This is a genomic window from Phocaeicola coprocola, from assembly GCF_041333015.1.
In the GTDB taxonomy this organism is placed as follows: Bacteria; Bacteroidota; Bacteroidia; order Bacteroidales; family Bacteroidaceae; genus Phocaeicola; species Phocaeicola coprocola.
The window spans coordinates 1648886-1665117 of the sequence record NZ_JBGKGM010000001.1; the positions used below are offsets into that span (position 1 = coordinate 1648886).

Here is a 16232-nt window from a genome sequence, read left to right on the forward strand (position 1 = left end):
TCAATAACTAATACATTATGAGAAATGTGAATGCAAAATTGGGAGCCACAATGATTTTGCTGGCCATGTGTGCAGTTCCGATGAATGCACAGAAAAAGAAAGCTAAAATAGCTGAAAAGGATTCGCTTACTACAGCTTCTGTAGGAAGAGATGCGGATAACATGATGCTTAATGCCTCTGATGAAAGTACCCCACGTTTTATTAATGTCGGGCTGCCAGAAGCGACAGGAGGGACGGTTGTAACAGAAAATGGTATGCCTGTCAGCTACGATACAAATGCTCTTTCTACTAATAAGGCATGGCGACAGGATGGTAGTTTTACAAAAGGTGCTTCTCGTAATTTGGCAGAAACAGCTATTAAACTTGGTGAAGTTGGTGTCTCTATGAGTACTGTTTCCAAGCAAGGTAGAAAGAAATTTGCAGGAGCTGTAAATTTCAAGACCAATTCATTTGGTCTGCTAAATGGTAATATTTCTTTAAGTGGACCTATTAAAAACGGATGGGGATATGCAGTCAATGCTTTTGTCAATCTTGATCCCGGAACTACGAATGTAAATTTTGCTCGTTTTTTGGATAAAACTCAGATTTATAAAGGAGTGTTGACTAAACGCTATGATAAAGGTGTTTTCAATGTACAATACAAATATGCAAACTCTCAGATGATTAATACCAAGATGTCTCCTTATATTTATAGAAATGGAGAACAGGTAACTGCTTTGGACGGATTTGATATCTCACATGGAAACTATCTGGGTAACTCGAGTATATGGCATTTCAGAGAACCGATGACTGGAGAGTATAAGGATATTGATTTGTTGGGTGATACAGGTTCACGTACACATATGTTTGATGTCTGGGGTAATCATAAGTTTGATAATGGCATGAATTTGGATTATAATTTTAGATATCAACATTCAAAAGCCGGTTCCAATTCGTTTGCTTATTCTGCCATAACAGATGCTACAAACTTGCCAGACAATCAGCGATATATCTATGCTGGAAAAACGACAACACAGGTGTATTCCGGTTTGGTACAGAACGGTACGGTACAATATACAAGTGGTGTACCTATAAATACAGTGATGGGACGTCTGGAACTAAGCAAGAAGCATGATAAAATCCAGTGGTTGGTTGGTTTAAATTCTTCTTATTATAAGGTCGATAATTATACCAGTGGTATTGTAACTTTCTTACAAGAAGTTGCGGAGAATCCTCAACGCGTTCTTTTGCAGAAGAATGTAGATGGTGTATGGCAAAATGCACAGGCAGACGAATATGGACAATGGAACTATAATAAATCTATGTTCTTTTACGATGGCTCTGAATTTAAGAATGCTGCTTATGCAACTGCCAATTGGAAAATTTGTTCCAACCTTGCATTGGATTTAGGCGCTCGTTTTGAATGGCATCATATTGACGGATGGTGGGCGCCTAATGAAGTGAGAAATACTTGGAATGATAAAACTTATATTTCGGGAGATCCTCAAGCTATTCAAAAGGATAATTTCAACAAGAGTTTTACAGCAACTTTGACTTGGAATATCCTAAAGAATTTCGGCCTGATTGCTGATGCTTATTATATTGAAGTGACCGATGGTCTGAGTGCCTACAAGACAGCTAACGACCCGCTGGCTAAAACAAATGTCGTTCCTTATTTTGCTGGTGGAATTTTCTACAACAGCAAGTGGATCAGCCTTATTTCTCGTGTAAGCAGAATCAGCCGTTCTAATCTGGTTGCATCAGGTGGTTTCAATAATTCGGCTGGTGAAAATGAAAAACTGAGCTTTAACTATGGTATTGAAACATTGGGATGGACAACCGATGCCAATATTACTCCGTTCAAGGGATTTAATCTGCACTTGATGCTGACTTTGCAGAATCCGGTTATGCAGGATTTCGAATTTGATGTATTTGGCGAACATTATAATTATAGCGGTCTGCCTGCACGTATTACTTCGAAGACATTGATTGAAATTGACCCTAGCTATTCATGGAGCAAATTCAGAGTATGGGCTAGCGCACGTTATTTCAGCAAACAGTCCTGCAGTTATCCTGCTACTCTTTACTTCCCTTCAAGATGGGAAACTTTTGCCGGATTTGACTATAAATACAACAAGCATATCAATTTCAGTGTAAATGTTGTCAACTTGTTGAATCAGACTGGTGCTCAGGGACGTATTTCTGGAACTAATACAGCTATTGATCCGACTCCTTATTATAATACACCGGTTGCCGGTACTTACATCCGTCCGTTCACTGTTGAATTCAAGACACAGATTAAATTTTAATGTATAACCTTTAACTGACAAGAACTATGAATTTGCATTATTTATCATGCTTTGTAGGAGGGTGTCTTTCCCTAATCCCTGCCGTTTCTCAGGCCAAACAAAATAAGAGGGCTAATGATGAACGTCCGAATATCCTGCTTATTTTGGCTGATGATATGGGTAAAGAATGTCTTGGTACTTATGGCAGTACATACCATACTTCTAATCTGGACAGATTTGCAGAGGAAGGACTGAAGTTTAATTATGCTACTTCACAGCCTTTGAGCACCCCTTCACGTGTGGAACTGCTTACAGGACGCTATAATCATAAAAATTATTCCAAGTTCGGATTCTTGAATCAGGATGAGCATACATTTGCACAGTTGGCACAGCAGGCTGGTTACAAGACTATGATTACTGGAAAGTGGCAGTTGGGAACCAACAGTAAGTTGCCGGCACATTTCGGATTCGATAACTATTGTCTGTACCATTTGCGTTACAAGGGTAACAAATATGCTCAGCCTCAGTTTGAAGAAGACGGAGTAAGTCATGAAAATTGTACGGAAAACGATTACGGACCTGATTATTTCTCTGATTATTTGCTTAAGTTCATGGAAGAGAACAAGGAGCATCCTTTCCTTGCATACTATGCTATGACTTTGGTGCACGATCCTTTCAATCCGACTCCGGAAAGCGATGACTGGGATATTGATCCTAAATTGCGTTTTAGCGAAAATGATAAATATTTCCCGGATATGGTAAGCTATACAGATAAACTGTTCGGTAAAATTATGAAGAAGCTGGAAGATTTGAAAATAGCAGACAATACCATTGTCATCTTTATAGGAGATAACGGAACAGCACGCTATATCTTTACACCGATGAAAGACGGTTCAGTTGTCAAGGGAGGTAAAGGTATGAGTTTGGAAACCGGAACAGCCGTGCCCATGCTGGCAAGATGGGGCAAGTACGAATATCTGAAGCACACTACTGCCGACCTGGTCGACTTTACAGATTTCCTGCCGACATTCGCGGAAGCGATGAAGATTGACGTTCCAGCTGAATGGGATGTAGACGGTGTCAGCTTCTTGCCGGTCTTGAAAGGTGAAAAGAATCCAAATGCCAGAGAATGGGTATTTGTACATTATAAACCAAATCATGTTCCACAGGCAGGATTGGAAAAATATTCGGCACGTTATTTCAAAGATCATCGTTATAAATTGTACTCTACAGGACAGTTCTATGACTTTGTTGAAGACCCTCAGGAATTGCGTCCTTTGAAGAAATTGACTCCGGAAGCGAAAGCTGTCAAGGAAAAATTCAAAGCCATGATGGACAAATTACCTAAATGGGATTTGACTTCAAAGAATGTACCGATGGTAGTTCTTCCTGGATTGGAACCAGTAAAAGCTGGTGCTGCTCATAATAAGGCAAAATAATCAAGATTCAATGAAAAATCTGTTTAATCCTATTTTTCTAGCCGGTAGTACCCTGTTTATGCAGGGTACTTGGCTTTATGCACAAGAAGAGCACCCCAATATTATCTGGATTACGTGCGAGGATATATCTCCCTACATGGAAACATACGGAGATAAGGTTGTCAAGACTCCTAACATTGATCGGCTGGCAGCCGAAGGTCAGCAGTTTCAAAGTGTGTATACGACTGCCGGAGTCAGTTCTCCAAGCCGTTCTTGTATAATCACTGGTATGTATCCTATGTCAATTGGTACACAGCACATGCGTACCTTGATAGGAAATCCGGCAGTTTCCAAGAAACTTGGCATATATCCTTATTCTGCAGTTATTCCCGAATATGTGAAGGCTTTTCCTGAATATTTACGTATGAATGGATACTATACATCGAATAATCAGAAAACGGATTATCAATTTATAGAACCTGTTACTGTTTGGGATGAATGTAGTCCGGCTGCTACCTATCAGAGAGCTCCGAAAGGTAAACCGTTTTTCAGTGTATTCAATTTGTTCATTACGCACGAATCTCAGTTGTTCAAGCAGTCACCGTGGTATAAAGGACATGAGGACCTGCTTGTGAAGCCAGAGGATGTTACACTTCCTCCTTACTATAAAGATACTCCGGAAGCTCGAAAATGTATGGCTCGAATGTTGAGTAACGTGCAACTGATGGATTATCAGGTTGGAGAAATCATCAAGCAGTTGAAAAAGGATGGGGTATATGATAATGCTTATATCTTTTTCTTCAGCGATCACGGAGGTACGATGCCATGGATGAAGCGGGAAATTCTGGAAAGGGGTACTCATATTCCGTTTATCGTGAAGTTTCCTAAAGGAAAAAATGCCGGAACAGTGAATACTGATTTGATTAGTTCTGTTGATTTCGCTCCGACAATATTGTCTTTGGCCGGGATTGATATTCCTAATTATATACAGGGACAGGCATTCTTGGGAAAACAGTCTTCTTCAGAAAAACGCCGGTATGTTTTTGCAGCTCGTGACCGTATGGATGAGTGCTACGATCGGGTTCGCAGTGTTCGTGATAAACAGTTCCGATATATTTACAATTTTATGCCCAATCAGCCTAAATACATGGATGTAAGTTACAGACGCGGCCTTCCGATGATGAAAGAAATGTTGGAACTTCATGAAAAGGGTGAGTTGAATGAATATCAGGACGATTGGTTTAAACCAACGAAACCGCTGGAAGAATTGTATGATGTAGAGAATGATCCGGATGAGTTGCATAACTTGGCAAGTGATCCTGCTTATAAAGAAAAATTGGAAGAATTGCGCAAAGCTTTCCGTACTTGGATGAACGAAGTCGGCGATTTGTCGTATATGCCTGAAAAAGAAATGCTCGCCAACTGGTGGCATGGTGAATCGCATGCTCCGTTAACAGAAGCTCCTGAACTGCATAAAGTAGAGGGAGGATATACGTTGTCATGTCCAACAATAGGAGCTTCCATTGGATATAAAATTTTAAAGAAAGGAGAAAAGGACGAAAAAATAAATGTGACTCGTAAGTCTTTCGATATGGGTTACGTGATCAGACTTCAGCCGAATGATGTGCAGATACAGGTCGGCACTCCGTGGAATGTGTACCAGAAAAATACTGTTCTGAAACTGAATCCGGGTGATACGCTGATTGTCAATGCAAAACGCATTGGATATGAGGAAAATATAAAAACTTTTACTTTTTAGTTCAATACTTCGGTAAATTTTTACCGAAAAATTAAAAGTTAAACAACAGAACCGGCAAAAGCTGGTTCGGAAACACTAAAGAGGTCATTGAAATGTTGTCAAAAACGAATGGTTAAGCATGAAGAAATGTGCTGAAAAAAGAGAACTAACCTGCTGATAATAAAGGAGGAAAGTATTGCATAATTCGTTATTTCTTAGTAAATAAGAAGTCTCTGAACTCTTCTGATTATGACTAAAGAAACACTCCTTATGCAATACCAATCCGAGTGCCTGTCGGCTCTCAAATCAGTAGCGAATATACAAAAACCTTTTGAAAAAACGTTCATGGACACCATGAAATTATTCATGGCCATCCCGGATCGTATAAACTTCCTCCAATTGGGCAGATATGGCTGTTTCTCAGAACAGACTTATCGCAACCTTTTTGAGCATGAAACTTTCGACTGGTTTGCGTTCAACGGATCTGTCATCAGCAAGCATCTCACAGGCAAAAGAAAAGCCATCGCCATCGACCCTTCCTATATTCCCAAATCAGGCAAGAAGACACCTTGGATAGGTTACTTCTGGTCCGGTTGTGCAGGAGAATACAAGCGTGGACTGGAAATCATGGGCATCGGTGTCATTGACATCGACAATCATGAATGCATGACTTTAGGTTCCATTCAGACACCGGATTGTAAGACCTTGGATAATATGGACAAGAACCTCGTTGACTGGTACAGCAGCTATCTTATCAGTAGAAAAGACAAGCTACAGAGCCTGTCCAGAACGGTGGTTGCAGACGCATTCTTTTCCAAGGAAACTTTCGTAACGCCTATGTGTGAGAACGGTTTCCATGTTATCAGCCGCTTTAGGAATGATGTTGTCCTGTACTATCCGACATTGGAAAAGAAAACAGGAAAACGTGGCCATCCCAAGTGGTTTGACGGCAGGATTGACTTTGCCAATCTGGATTTGACCCGGTGCAAGGAATACGAGGTGAACAAGGGAAAGCTATACGGATTGAGGGTTTATGCTAAAGCTTTCAAAAGGTATGTTTCCTTAGCCGTCTGGTATCCGATGGACGGAAGAACAGACAAGTGGCAACTTTATTTCTCTACAGACGATTCCATGGATGGACGCGAGGTGCTGGATTATTACAGAACCAGGTTCCAGTTGGAATTTTGCTTTAGAGATGGCAAGCAGCATGCAGGAATCACCAGCTGCCAGTCAACCGACTTCAGGAAGTTGGATTTTCACTTCAATGCATCGCTCGCAGCTGTCAACTTGGCCAAAGCGGCATGTAAGAGGCTCGGAATAGCCTATTCCATATCCTCCTGCAAGTCATTCATACACAATGCTTATATGCTTGAACGATTTATTTGCGTGTTTGGGATTAGCCCAGACCCGCAAGTTATTGACAAACTTTTCAAAGAACTCATTTTATTTACTGCCAGAGCCGCTTAGGCTTGGCGAATTTTTAACGAACTATTGTTTAGTTAAAACATTAGAAATATGAGACCTTTTAATTTTAATATTCAGGAAAAAGCACAAGTTATCTTGTTTTCGATGCTTATGTGCAATCAGGGCAATGTCTTTGCACAAGAGAAGGTGGCATCAAATGTAACTTCGAATGATGGCAATAAAAAATACAATGTGTTGTTCATCGTAGCTGACGATTTGAATTGTGATATGGGATGTTTTGATGATCCTATCGTGAAGACTCCTAATTTGGATAAACTGCGTCAGCATGCCGTACGTTTTAACAATTCTTATTGTCAGTATCCTTTCTCAGGACCAAGCCGTGCTTCATTCCTTACTGGATATACTCCGGACCGTACAGGTGTTCTTGATTTAAAGGCAAACTTTCGTGACAATCTGTCAGCGGCTGTTACCTTGCCGGAATTATATAAAAAGAACGGATATTATACAGCACGAGTCGGTAAAGTATTCCATGCAAATGTGCCTAATGATATAGGTAAACCGGGTATGGATGATCCACAGTCATGGATAGATACTTATAATCCGATAGGCATTGACCGTACGGAAGAAGATAAAGTTATCAATGTCACTCCCGATCGTCCTGTAGGAACTGCTTTGTGCTACATGGCTACAGATGGTTCTGACGATGAACATACAGATGCAATTGGAGCCAATATAGCCTGCACTATGATAAAGAAGAACAAAAATAAGCCGTTCTTTATCGCCATGGGCTTTTATCGTCCTCATTCACCTTATGTCGCTCCTAAAAAGTATTTTGATTTGTACCCGATGGATCAGATAACTTTGCCGGAAGTACCTGAGGATGACTGGGCAAACCGTCCTATTTACGAACGATTTACCGATCCTATCAACTGGGGAGTTGAAGAAACCAAACTAAGAGAGGCTAAGCGTGGCTATTATGCTGGCATTTCATTCATGGATGCACAGATTGGCAAGCTGTTGAAAACGTTGGAAGAAGAAGGTGTTGCAGACAAGACTATTATCGTATTCTGTGGCGACAACGGCTATAATCTGGGACAGCATGGTATGTGGAAGAAACAGGCCTTGTTTGAACACACTACCCGTACACCGTTGATTATTTCTGTTCCGGGATTGACGAACGATGAAGGAAAGTCTTCACGTGTGGTAGAAATGCTGGATATCTATCCTACATTGGCTAACTTGTGTAATCTGAAGAATATTCCTCAGGATTTGCAGGGAAAGAATCTGCTTCCGTTGCTTCAGAATCCGGATGCTGCCTGGGACGGAGCTGCTTATAGTGTTTTGTTGCGTACTCCTAACCGCTTTATCAAATATATGAAAAAAGGAGAGCGTGCTTTGGGTAGAACTATTCGTACTGAGCGCTACAGATATACAGAATGGAACGATGGGGAAAAAGGTGGTGAATTGTACGATTATCAGGTAGATCCGAATGAAAACGATAACTTGTATAATAATCCAAAGTATAAGAAAATACAGAAAGAGTTGCAGGAAAAGCTCTATAAAAAAATCGAAAAGTAATGAATCAAAAAGTAATGCTCTTTTACTTTTCGTCATGAATCGAATTTATAAACAGATTTTTATTTCAATTAATTGAAAAATAAACAAATTATGAAGATTTCTCCTTATATAAATTTACTGTTGGCTTCTACAGCTGTATTGAGCAGTTGTACTACTAAGCAGACTGTTGAAAAGACTCGTCCCAACATCTTGTACATCATGTGCGATGACCATTCCTACCAGACTATCAGTGCTTATGGCAGTGAGGTGTCCAAACTGGCTCCTACACCGAACATTGACCGTCTTGCCAGTGAAGGAATGTTGTTCGATCGTGCTTTTGTAGAGAACTCCCTGTCTGCTCCGAGCCGTGCCTGCCTGATGACAGCTCTTTACAGTCATCAGAACGGTCAGGAACAGCTTTGCGAGGGCATAGATACCACAAAGACTTTCTTTACTGAGCTTCTGCACGACGATGGTTACGAAACCGGAATCGTAGGTAAATGGCACTTGATGTGCGAGCCTAAAGGGTTTGATTATTATCATATCCTGGACGATCAGGGTAAGTATTATAATCCGACTTTCAAAAGTAAGGAAACTCATGGAAAATATGTTCAGGAAAAGGGTTATGCTACTTCTCTCATTACTCAGCATGCTATCGAGTTCCTTGATCACCGCGACAAGAGCAAGCCTTTCTGTCTGATGGTACACCACAAGGCTCCTCATCGTAACTGGATGCCGGAACAGAAATATCTTGATTTGTATGAGGATGTGGAATTTCCTGTACCAGCTACATTCTGGGATGACTATGAAACCCGTGGAGTAGCGGCTCATACACAGAAACTGAATATAGCCAATGCCATGGAGATGGCACAAGATTTGAAAGTTCCCGAATTATGTGATACAACTACAGCCGAAGGCCATTTCTCTTATGTGTGTCTTATGGGAGAACTCGGTCGTCTTACTCCGGAAGAGCGTGCTGCATGGGACAAGCATTATGGCCCGAGAAACAAGAAATTGCTGGAAGCCAAACTAACGGGGAAGGAGCTGACTGTATGGAAATATCAGAATTACATGAAAGATTATCTCCGTTGCATCAAGTCGGTAGACGACAGTGTCGGCGAACTGCTGGCTTATCTGGAAAAGGAAGGTCTGCTTGACAATACGATCATTGTCTATACTTCCGACCAGGGTTTCTGGATGGGAGAACACGGCTGGTTCGACAAACGTTTTATGTATGAGGAATCGTTCCGCACTCCGTTGCTCATCCGCTATCCTCAGGCTATCAAGGCGGGCAGTCGTTGTAGCCGTCTGGTACAGAATCTCGACTTTGCGCCAACGTTGCTGGATGTTGCCGGTGTAAAAGTACCCGAACAGATGGAAGGCCGTTCGTTGGTTCCTTTGTTCGGTGAAAACCGTGATACAGTAGAGTGGAGAAAGAGCCTTTACTATCATTATTATGATTATCCTACCTTCCATCTGGTTCGTCGTCATGATGGGGTACGCACTGACCGCTACAAGCTGATTCATTTCTATGGCAAAGGTGGTGTTGAAGGAGCTACCCCGAACATGCTGAAACCTGGCACGCGTGAAAACCGTACGTTCAACATGTTGAGTAAAGCTAATTATTTCCCGACTTCGAGCGAGGATATAAACTACAATGAATTGTATGATTTGGAGAAAGACCCGAACGAACTGAACAACCTCTACGGTCAGCCCGGTTATGAGGAAATTACGAAGGAGCTTCAGGGGCTACTTGATGATTATCGTACAAAACTGAATGTAACTGAGTATTAAATCTGAAAAAGACAGAAATGAAAAAACTTCAATTCATAGGAATGTCGTTTGTAGCAATGACGCTTGTTTCGTGTGGTCCTTCTTTGCCTCAGTTGGGAAAGAATACAATAGACGAAGTTATTGCTGCCATGACATTGGAAGAAAAGGCACGGCTTGTAATCGGTACAGGCATGGAGGGTACGTCGGGCGATAGTGCCATTGTGGGTGAAACAAAAGGACTTGTTCCCGGTGCTGCGGGAACTACTTATCCTATTCCCCGGCTGGGCATTCCCGGTATCGTGCTGGCCGACGGTCCTGCGGGCCTCCGTATATCTCCTACCCGTGACAATGATACGGCTACTTATTATTGTACGCATTTCCCCATTGGTACGGTACTTGCTTCTACTTGGAACAAGGAACTCGTAGAAAATGTGGGAAAAGCCATAGGTAATGAAGTTCTGGAATATGGTGCCGACGTGCTGCTGGCACCGGCATTGAATATCCATCGTAATCCTTTGTGCGGACGCAATTTTGAATATTATTCAGAAGATCCTGTGGTTTCGGGAAAGATTGCTTCCGCTTATGTAAAAGGAGTGCAGAGCAATGGTGTCGGTACCTCCGTCAAGCATTTTGCAGCCAATAATCAGGAAAGTAACCGTAAATCGAACAAAGTTCATGTCAGTTCGAGAGCCCTGCGTGAGATTTATTTAAAGGGCTTCGAGATTGCCATAAAGGAATCCTCCCCATGGACAGTCATGTCTTCGTACAACTATCTGAACGGTACGTACACCTCCGAAAGTAAGGAACTGCTTACAACTTTGCTGAGGGATGAATGGAAGTTTGATGGAATGGTGATGACCGACTGGTTTGGTGGAAGCGATGCCGTTGCGCAGATGAATGCCGGAAATGATATGTTGCAGCCTGGTCTGCCTAAACAGTATGATGCTATCGTAAAAGGCGTGCAGAATGGAGCGCTTGACGAGAAGGTTCTCGACCGTAATGTGAAACGTATCCTGAACCTTATTGTGAAGACTCCTCGCTTCAAGGGATATGCTTATAGCAATAAGCCGGACTTGAAGGCACATGCCGCGGTTACACGTCAGTCAGCTACCGAAGGCATGGTATTGTTGAAAAATGACGGTCAGGCATTGCCACTTTCCAATGCGATAAAGAATATTGCCTTGTATGGTTGTACTTCATACGATTTCATCGCTGGTGGAACAGGATCTGGCAATGTGAACCGGGCTTATACAGTATCTCTTCTGGATGGCCTGAACAATGCTGGATATACAGTCGACGGTAACCTGAAAGATTTGTATGAAAAGTACAATGCGGACTTCTATGCGGAACAGGCAAAGGTAAAGAACGAGGATCGTCTGGCTCAATATCTGCCGAAGAAGCGTCCTGCTGAACTGGTTCTGCCAGTGTCTGATTTGAACAATCAGGCTTTGAAATCGGACATGGCCATACTGACATTTGGGCGTGGTTCAGGTGAGTTTGTCGATCGTTCCTCTTCCGATTTTACTCTTTCTTCGGAAGAACGGCAGATGCTGGAGAATGTATGCAAGGCCTTCCATGCTTGTCATAAGAAGGTGGTGGTCATTCTGAATGTTGCAGGAGTAATCGAAACCAGTTCCTGGAAAGATAAGCCGGATGCTATTCTGCTGTCATGGCTTGCGGGCCAGGAGGGGGGTAACAGCGTGACAGATATCCTGAGCGGAAAGGTATCTCCGTCGGGTAAGCTGACAATGACATTCCCCGAGAAACTGGAAGATGTCGCTTCTACGAAGAATTTCCCTACCGATGGAACCTATGTCAGTTTTGATGCTGACACGAAGGATAAACAGCATGAGGTAAGAAACTGGGACTATACGGATTACGAAGAAGACATTTATGTGGGATATCGTTATTTCGATACTTTCCACAAAAATGTATCTTATCCGTTTGGTTATGGATTGTCGTATACTCAGTTCTCTTATTCACAGCCGGAAATAAAGTTTGAAAATGGAAGCTATGTCCTGACGTTGCAAGTAAAGAATGTAGGAAAAGCCAGCGGAAAGGAAGTGGTACAGCTGTATGTGTCTGCTCCTTCGAACACGAGTCTGGTTAAACCAGAAAAGGAACTGAAGGACTTTACTAAGACTGGAGAACTGAAATCGGGTGAAAGTCAGACAGTCACATTGAAGGTTGCTGTGTCCGACCTGGCTTCGTACGATGAGGCACATCATTCGTGGTTGGTCGATGAGGGAGAATATCAGTTTAAGATTGGTGCTTCTTCTCGTGACATCAGAGCATCAGTGAGTGCAGAAGTCAAAGGTTTGAAACAAGAAACTTCTAATATCCTTTTATTAAAAACTCCGTTGGACAGACTGACATATATAAAATAGAAATCTACCGATCCGGACATTGCATATTTTTAAGCAATGTCCGGATTACCCTGAAAAATTTGATAACATGAATACACTATCTCCCTTTGCAAAACCTCTGTATATAATGGCTAAGCCGGCAGGGTCTTTATGCAATCTGGCTTGTAAATATTGCTATTATCTGGAAAAGTCGAATCTTTACCAAGATAATCCAAAACATATTATGAGTGACGAACTGCTTGAAAAGTTCATCAAAGAATATATAGAAGCCCAGACGATGCCTCAGGTTCTCTTTACCTGGCATGGAGGCGAAACATTGATGCGTCCGATTTCTTTTTACGAGAAGGTGATCAGTCTGCAGCAAAAGTATGCCCGCGGACGTACGGTTGACAACTGTATCCAGACCAACGGAACTTTGCTTACCGATGATTGGTGCAGGTTTTTCCATGACAACAACTGGCTGGTTGGCATATCTATAGACGGACCTCAGGAGTTTCATGATGAATACAGAAAGAACAAGCAGGGGAAACCTTCATTCGTGAAGGTGATGCAGGGAATCAGCCTGTTGAACAAGCATCATGTGGAATGGAACGCCTTGGCTGTGGTCAACGACTACAATGCGGATTATCCTTTGGAGTTTTACCACTTCTTTAAGCAGATAGGATGCCGGTATATCCAGTTTGCCCCGATTGTGGAGCGTATACTTCCTCACAGCGACGGCAGACACCTTGCTGCCGTGAATGAAGGAACGGAAGAGGGACTTGCCGATTTCTCCATCACTCCCGAGCAGTGGGGCAATTTTCTATGTACGATTTTTGATGAATGGGTCCGTGAGGATGTGGGAGAGTATTTCATACAACTTTTCGATGCTACACTGGCAAACTGGGTGGGAAGTCAGCCGGGCATCTGTACGTTGGCCAAGACCTGCGGACATGCAGGAGTCATGGAATTCAATGGCGATGTGTATTCTTGCGATCATTTTGTCTTTCCGGAGTACAAGCTGGGAAATATCTATACTCATTCTTTGGTGGAGATGATGTATAGTGAGCGGCAGTTGCGTTTTGGCAAGAATAAATTCGATTCCCTGCCTTCCCAGTGCAAAGAATGTGAGTTCTTGTTTGCCTGCAATGGTGAATGTCCGAAGAACCGTTTTATGAAAACCGCTTCGGGAGAGCCTGGCCTGAATTACTTGTGTAAAGGATATTTTCAATTCTTCAAGCATGTTGCACCTTATATGGACTACATGAAAAAAGAATTGCTGGCTCAGCGTCCTCCAGCCAATGTGATGGAAGCAGTAGCCAAAAACGAGATAACTGTTTAAAGGTAATATGATGTTATACTTATATTTGGACGGAATAGGCCTAGCTGGTCCAATCTGTCCGAATAGGGTATAATGACGGCGACTATTTTCTTTAGGTATATAATTATATTGTGTGTCAAAAAGAATCATCAGAAAGGAACTTACAACGTCTTTTCTGATGATTCTTTGTTTATAGAAATTTTATTGCTCGCTATTTTTATGGCTTCAAAAAATTCAAAGTAATCTGCGGTTTTAGGCTATTGGTTGTTTTTTGCTTATGCGATTTAACTTCTAAAGCTTTTTCAAGTTTAATATCTCTGCTTGATGTTCCTACTTTAAATGTATAAGTTCAGGAAGTTGTTACCCATGCTGTAGTCACTTTCCTTACCAACTTGTCAGATACACAAGATGGCATCCAGTTGATTTTTCTACTAAGCTGTTTTGATACGGCGTCTGGATGGAAGAAAAGTTGTAACTTTGAGAAACGATAAGCAGATAGGATAATTATATGAAAAATAAATTAGTTATGAAAGCATTTTTAAGTTTGGCGGTAGGATGTTTGATTTCTCTTTCCGCATGGGCTCAGGAAACTGTAGCTGTAAACACGGGAGATATTGTTTCTCCTGAGTTGAAGAACCAGACAGTAACTTTTAAATTACTGGCTTCAAATGCCAAAGAAGTAGTGGTTGAGGCAGATTTTTTTGAACGAACTCCATACTTATTGTTTTTACGTTGACGGCATGCGTATGCTCGATCCCAGCAATGTGTATATGATTCGTGATATTGCTACGTATACCAATTATTTTCTGGTCGATGGAGAATTGTCTCAAAACTATTTTGTACGTGAAGTTCCTCACGGAACCGTATCGAAGGTCTGGTATCCTAGTCCAACATTGAGTATGGAACGTCGCCGCATGACGGTTTACACACCTGCCGGTTATGAAGACAGCAATAAACAATATCCGGTATTATACCTGTTGCATGGTGCGGGAGGTGATGAAAATGCCTGGAGTGAGCTGGGTAGAGCTATTCAGATACTTGACAACCTGATAGCACAAGGAAAAGCTGAGCCGATGATTGTGGTTATGCCTAACGGAAACGGTGCTCAGGGAGCTGTACTAGGTGAATATCCTAACAGTATGTATAAGCCTTCGTTTGCCAATCCGAAGACAATGGAAGGTTCTTTCGAAAAGGCCTTTCCGGATATCATGAAGTATGTGGAAAGTCATTATCGTACTATAAATGATAAGAATCACCGTGCGATTGCCGGACTGTCGATGGGTGGATTCCATTCTCTTTATATTTCTGCCAATAATCCTGACTAGTTCGGTTATGTAGGTCTGTTCTCTGCTGCTATAAACCGTCAGGCAAAGGGTGAGAATACAAATATTATGGCAACAAACTATAGGGATAAGATAAAGAAGTCAACAGACTTCAGGTTTAATTAAAAAAACAGTCAGCCTTTTTTAGGCTAAGACAGCTGCCTACACTACTGCAAACCGTAGTCAGGCTCCGGCTATTCAGGTACGTTATGCTGATATCCTGCTGAACTATGCAGAGGCATTGGCTGAACTGGACGGTGCAAACAATGCCAGCGAAATTCAGAAAGCTTTGCATCCGTTGCGCGTTCGTGTGAACATGCCGGATGTAGATTTCGACCGCGAATATAATACTGACGCTGATTATCCGTTCCATAACCTCGACAAGTACATTCAGGCTATGCGTCGTGAACGTCGTGTGGAGAAAGCACTCGAAAACTGTCGTCTGACAGATTTATCTTAAGACAATTATTTTATCGTTTTTTTTAAAATTGCATCCGTAATCTTAAATACAATGAGAATATGAAAAAGCTCTTCTTTATCGTTTCGCTTCTGGCATTGAGTCTGGGTTGTCTGACTTCCTGCAATGATTCCGAAAAACCTTCGGCTGACTACGAATGGGACTTTAACGTTTCCGATATTGTGCTGCATGTTACCAGTCAGGAAGGAACGAATCTGCTGGATGCCGGTGTTGCCGGAAATATTCTTGAAAACGATATCCGGATAGAATATGCCGGAGAAGTTTATCCGTTGGCAGATGAAACCGGAAGAGGTGGACAGCCGGAATCCGATGTACCAGCCACACGTATGCTTTTACCGGCTTGGAACGGACTTTCTCTGGGAATGACAGACGACTGCGGACCTTGCCTGAAGTTCGGTGAGTTTGGTCCGACCAAGATGTACAAGAATGAATGTTTTACGCTCGATTTAGGTACAGGGCGTACGTGGAACATATCGTTTGATTTTTGGGTGGACGGAATAAATACAGACAATCCTGTCGTACACTCCAGCCTGTATGTAGACGGAGAGAAGATGGACTTTCCGCTGGCGGAGATTAGACTGGACTGAT

The 16232-nt window shown here is 42.1% G+C and carries 11 protein-coding genes and 1 pseudogene; all 12 read left to right on the forward strand.

The genetic code is table 11. The features are described 5' to 3' along the window. Positions 1-17: 17 nt before the first annotated feature. The 12 genes and pseudogenes from ACDG22_RS06830 to ACDG22_RS06885 all read left to right on the forward strand — a co-directional run bounded on the left by ACDG22_RS06830 (position 18) and on the right by ACDG22_RS06885 (position 16231). Complete coding sequence (locus ACDG22_RS06830) at positions 18-2288, forward strand: TonB-dependent receptor (protein ID WP_147334974.1); 2271 nt, start codon at positions 18-20, stop codon at positions 2286-2288. Between the two features lie 26 nt (positions 2289-2314). After that, positions 2315-3706, forward strand: coding sequence for a sulfatase-like hydrolase/transferase (locus tag ACDG22_RS06835; RefSeq protein WP_118483961.1), 1392 nt, complete (start codon positions 2315-2317; stop codon positions 3704-3706). Positions 3707-3716: 10 nt separating this feature from the next. Beyond that, positions 3717-5444, forward strand: a complete 1728-nt coding sequence (locus tag ACDG22_RS06840; RefSeq protein WP_118483959.1) for a sulfatase family protein — start codon at positions 3717-3719, stop codon at positions 5442-5444. Between the two features lie 228 nt (positions 5445-5672). Continuing rightward, positions 5673-6890 carry a transposase gene (locus tag ACDG22_RS06845; protein WP_370858811.1) on the forward strand — a complete coding sequence of 406 codons (1218 nt, stop codon included), beginning with the start codon at positions 5673-5675 and terminating at the stop codon, positions 6888-6890. Positions 6891-6938: 48 nt separating this feature from the next. After that, positions 6939-8426 (forward strand): sulfatase, encoded by a 1488-nt coding sequence (locus tag ACDG22_RS06850; RefSeq protein WP_118483957.1) that lies wholly within the window; start codon positions 6939-6941, stop codon positions 8424-8426. A gap of 90 nt (positions 8427-8516) precedes the next feature. Continuing rightward, complete coding sequence (locus tag ACDG22_RS06855; RefSeq protein ID WP_118483955.1) at positions 8517-10199, forward strand: sulfatase family protein; 1683 nt, start codon at positions 8517-8519, stop codon at positions 10197-10199. A gap of 17 nt (positions 10200-10216) precedes the next feature. Next, positions 10217-12565 carry a beta-glucosidase family protein gene (locus tag ACDG22_RS06860; RefSeq protein WP_178270061.1) on the forward strand — a complete coding sequence of 783 codons (2349 nt, stop codon included), beginning with the start codon at positions 10217-10219 and terminating at the stop codon, positions 12563-12565. 67 nt (positions 12566-12632) lie between these two features. After that, positions 12633-13865 (forward strand): anaerobic sulfatase-maturation protein, encoded by a 1233-nt coding sequence (locus tag ACDG22_RS06865; RefSeq protein ID WP_118483951.1) that lies wholly within the window; start codon positions 12633-12635, stop codon positions 13863-13865. Positions 13866-14370: 505 nt separating this feature from the next. Beyond that, positions 14371-14580, forward strand: coding sequence for a hypothetical protein (locus ACDG22_RS06870; RefSeq protein ID WP_370858812.1), 210 nt, complete (start codon positions 14371-14373; stop codon positions 14578-14580). Between the two features lie 10 nt (positions 14581-14590). After that, the gene (locus tag ACDG22_RS06875; protein WP_370858813.1) at positions 14591-15169 is read left to right on the forward strand and encodes an alpha/beta hydrolase-fold protein; all 579 of its coding nucleotides are present in this window, start codon (positions 14591-14593) and stop codon (positions 15167-15169) included. A gap of 145 nt (positions 15170-15314) precedes the next feature. Further along, a pseudogene (locus tag ACDG22_RS06880) lies at positions 15315-15620 on the forward strand (RagB/SusD family nutrient uptake outer membrane protein); the annotation flags it as partial. A gap of 65 nt (positions 15621-15685) precedes the next feature. Further along, positions 15686-16231, forward strand: a complete 546-nt coding sequence (locus tag ACDG22_RS06885; protein ID WP_178270060.1) for a hypothetical protein — start codon at positions 15686-15688, stop codon at positions 16229-16231. Position 16232 lies beyond the last annotated feature (1 nt).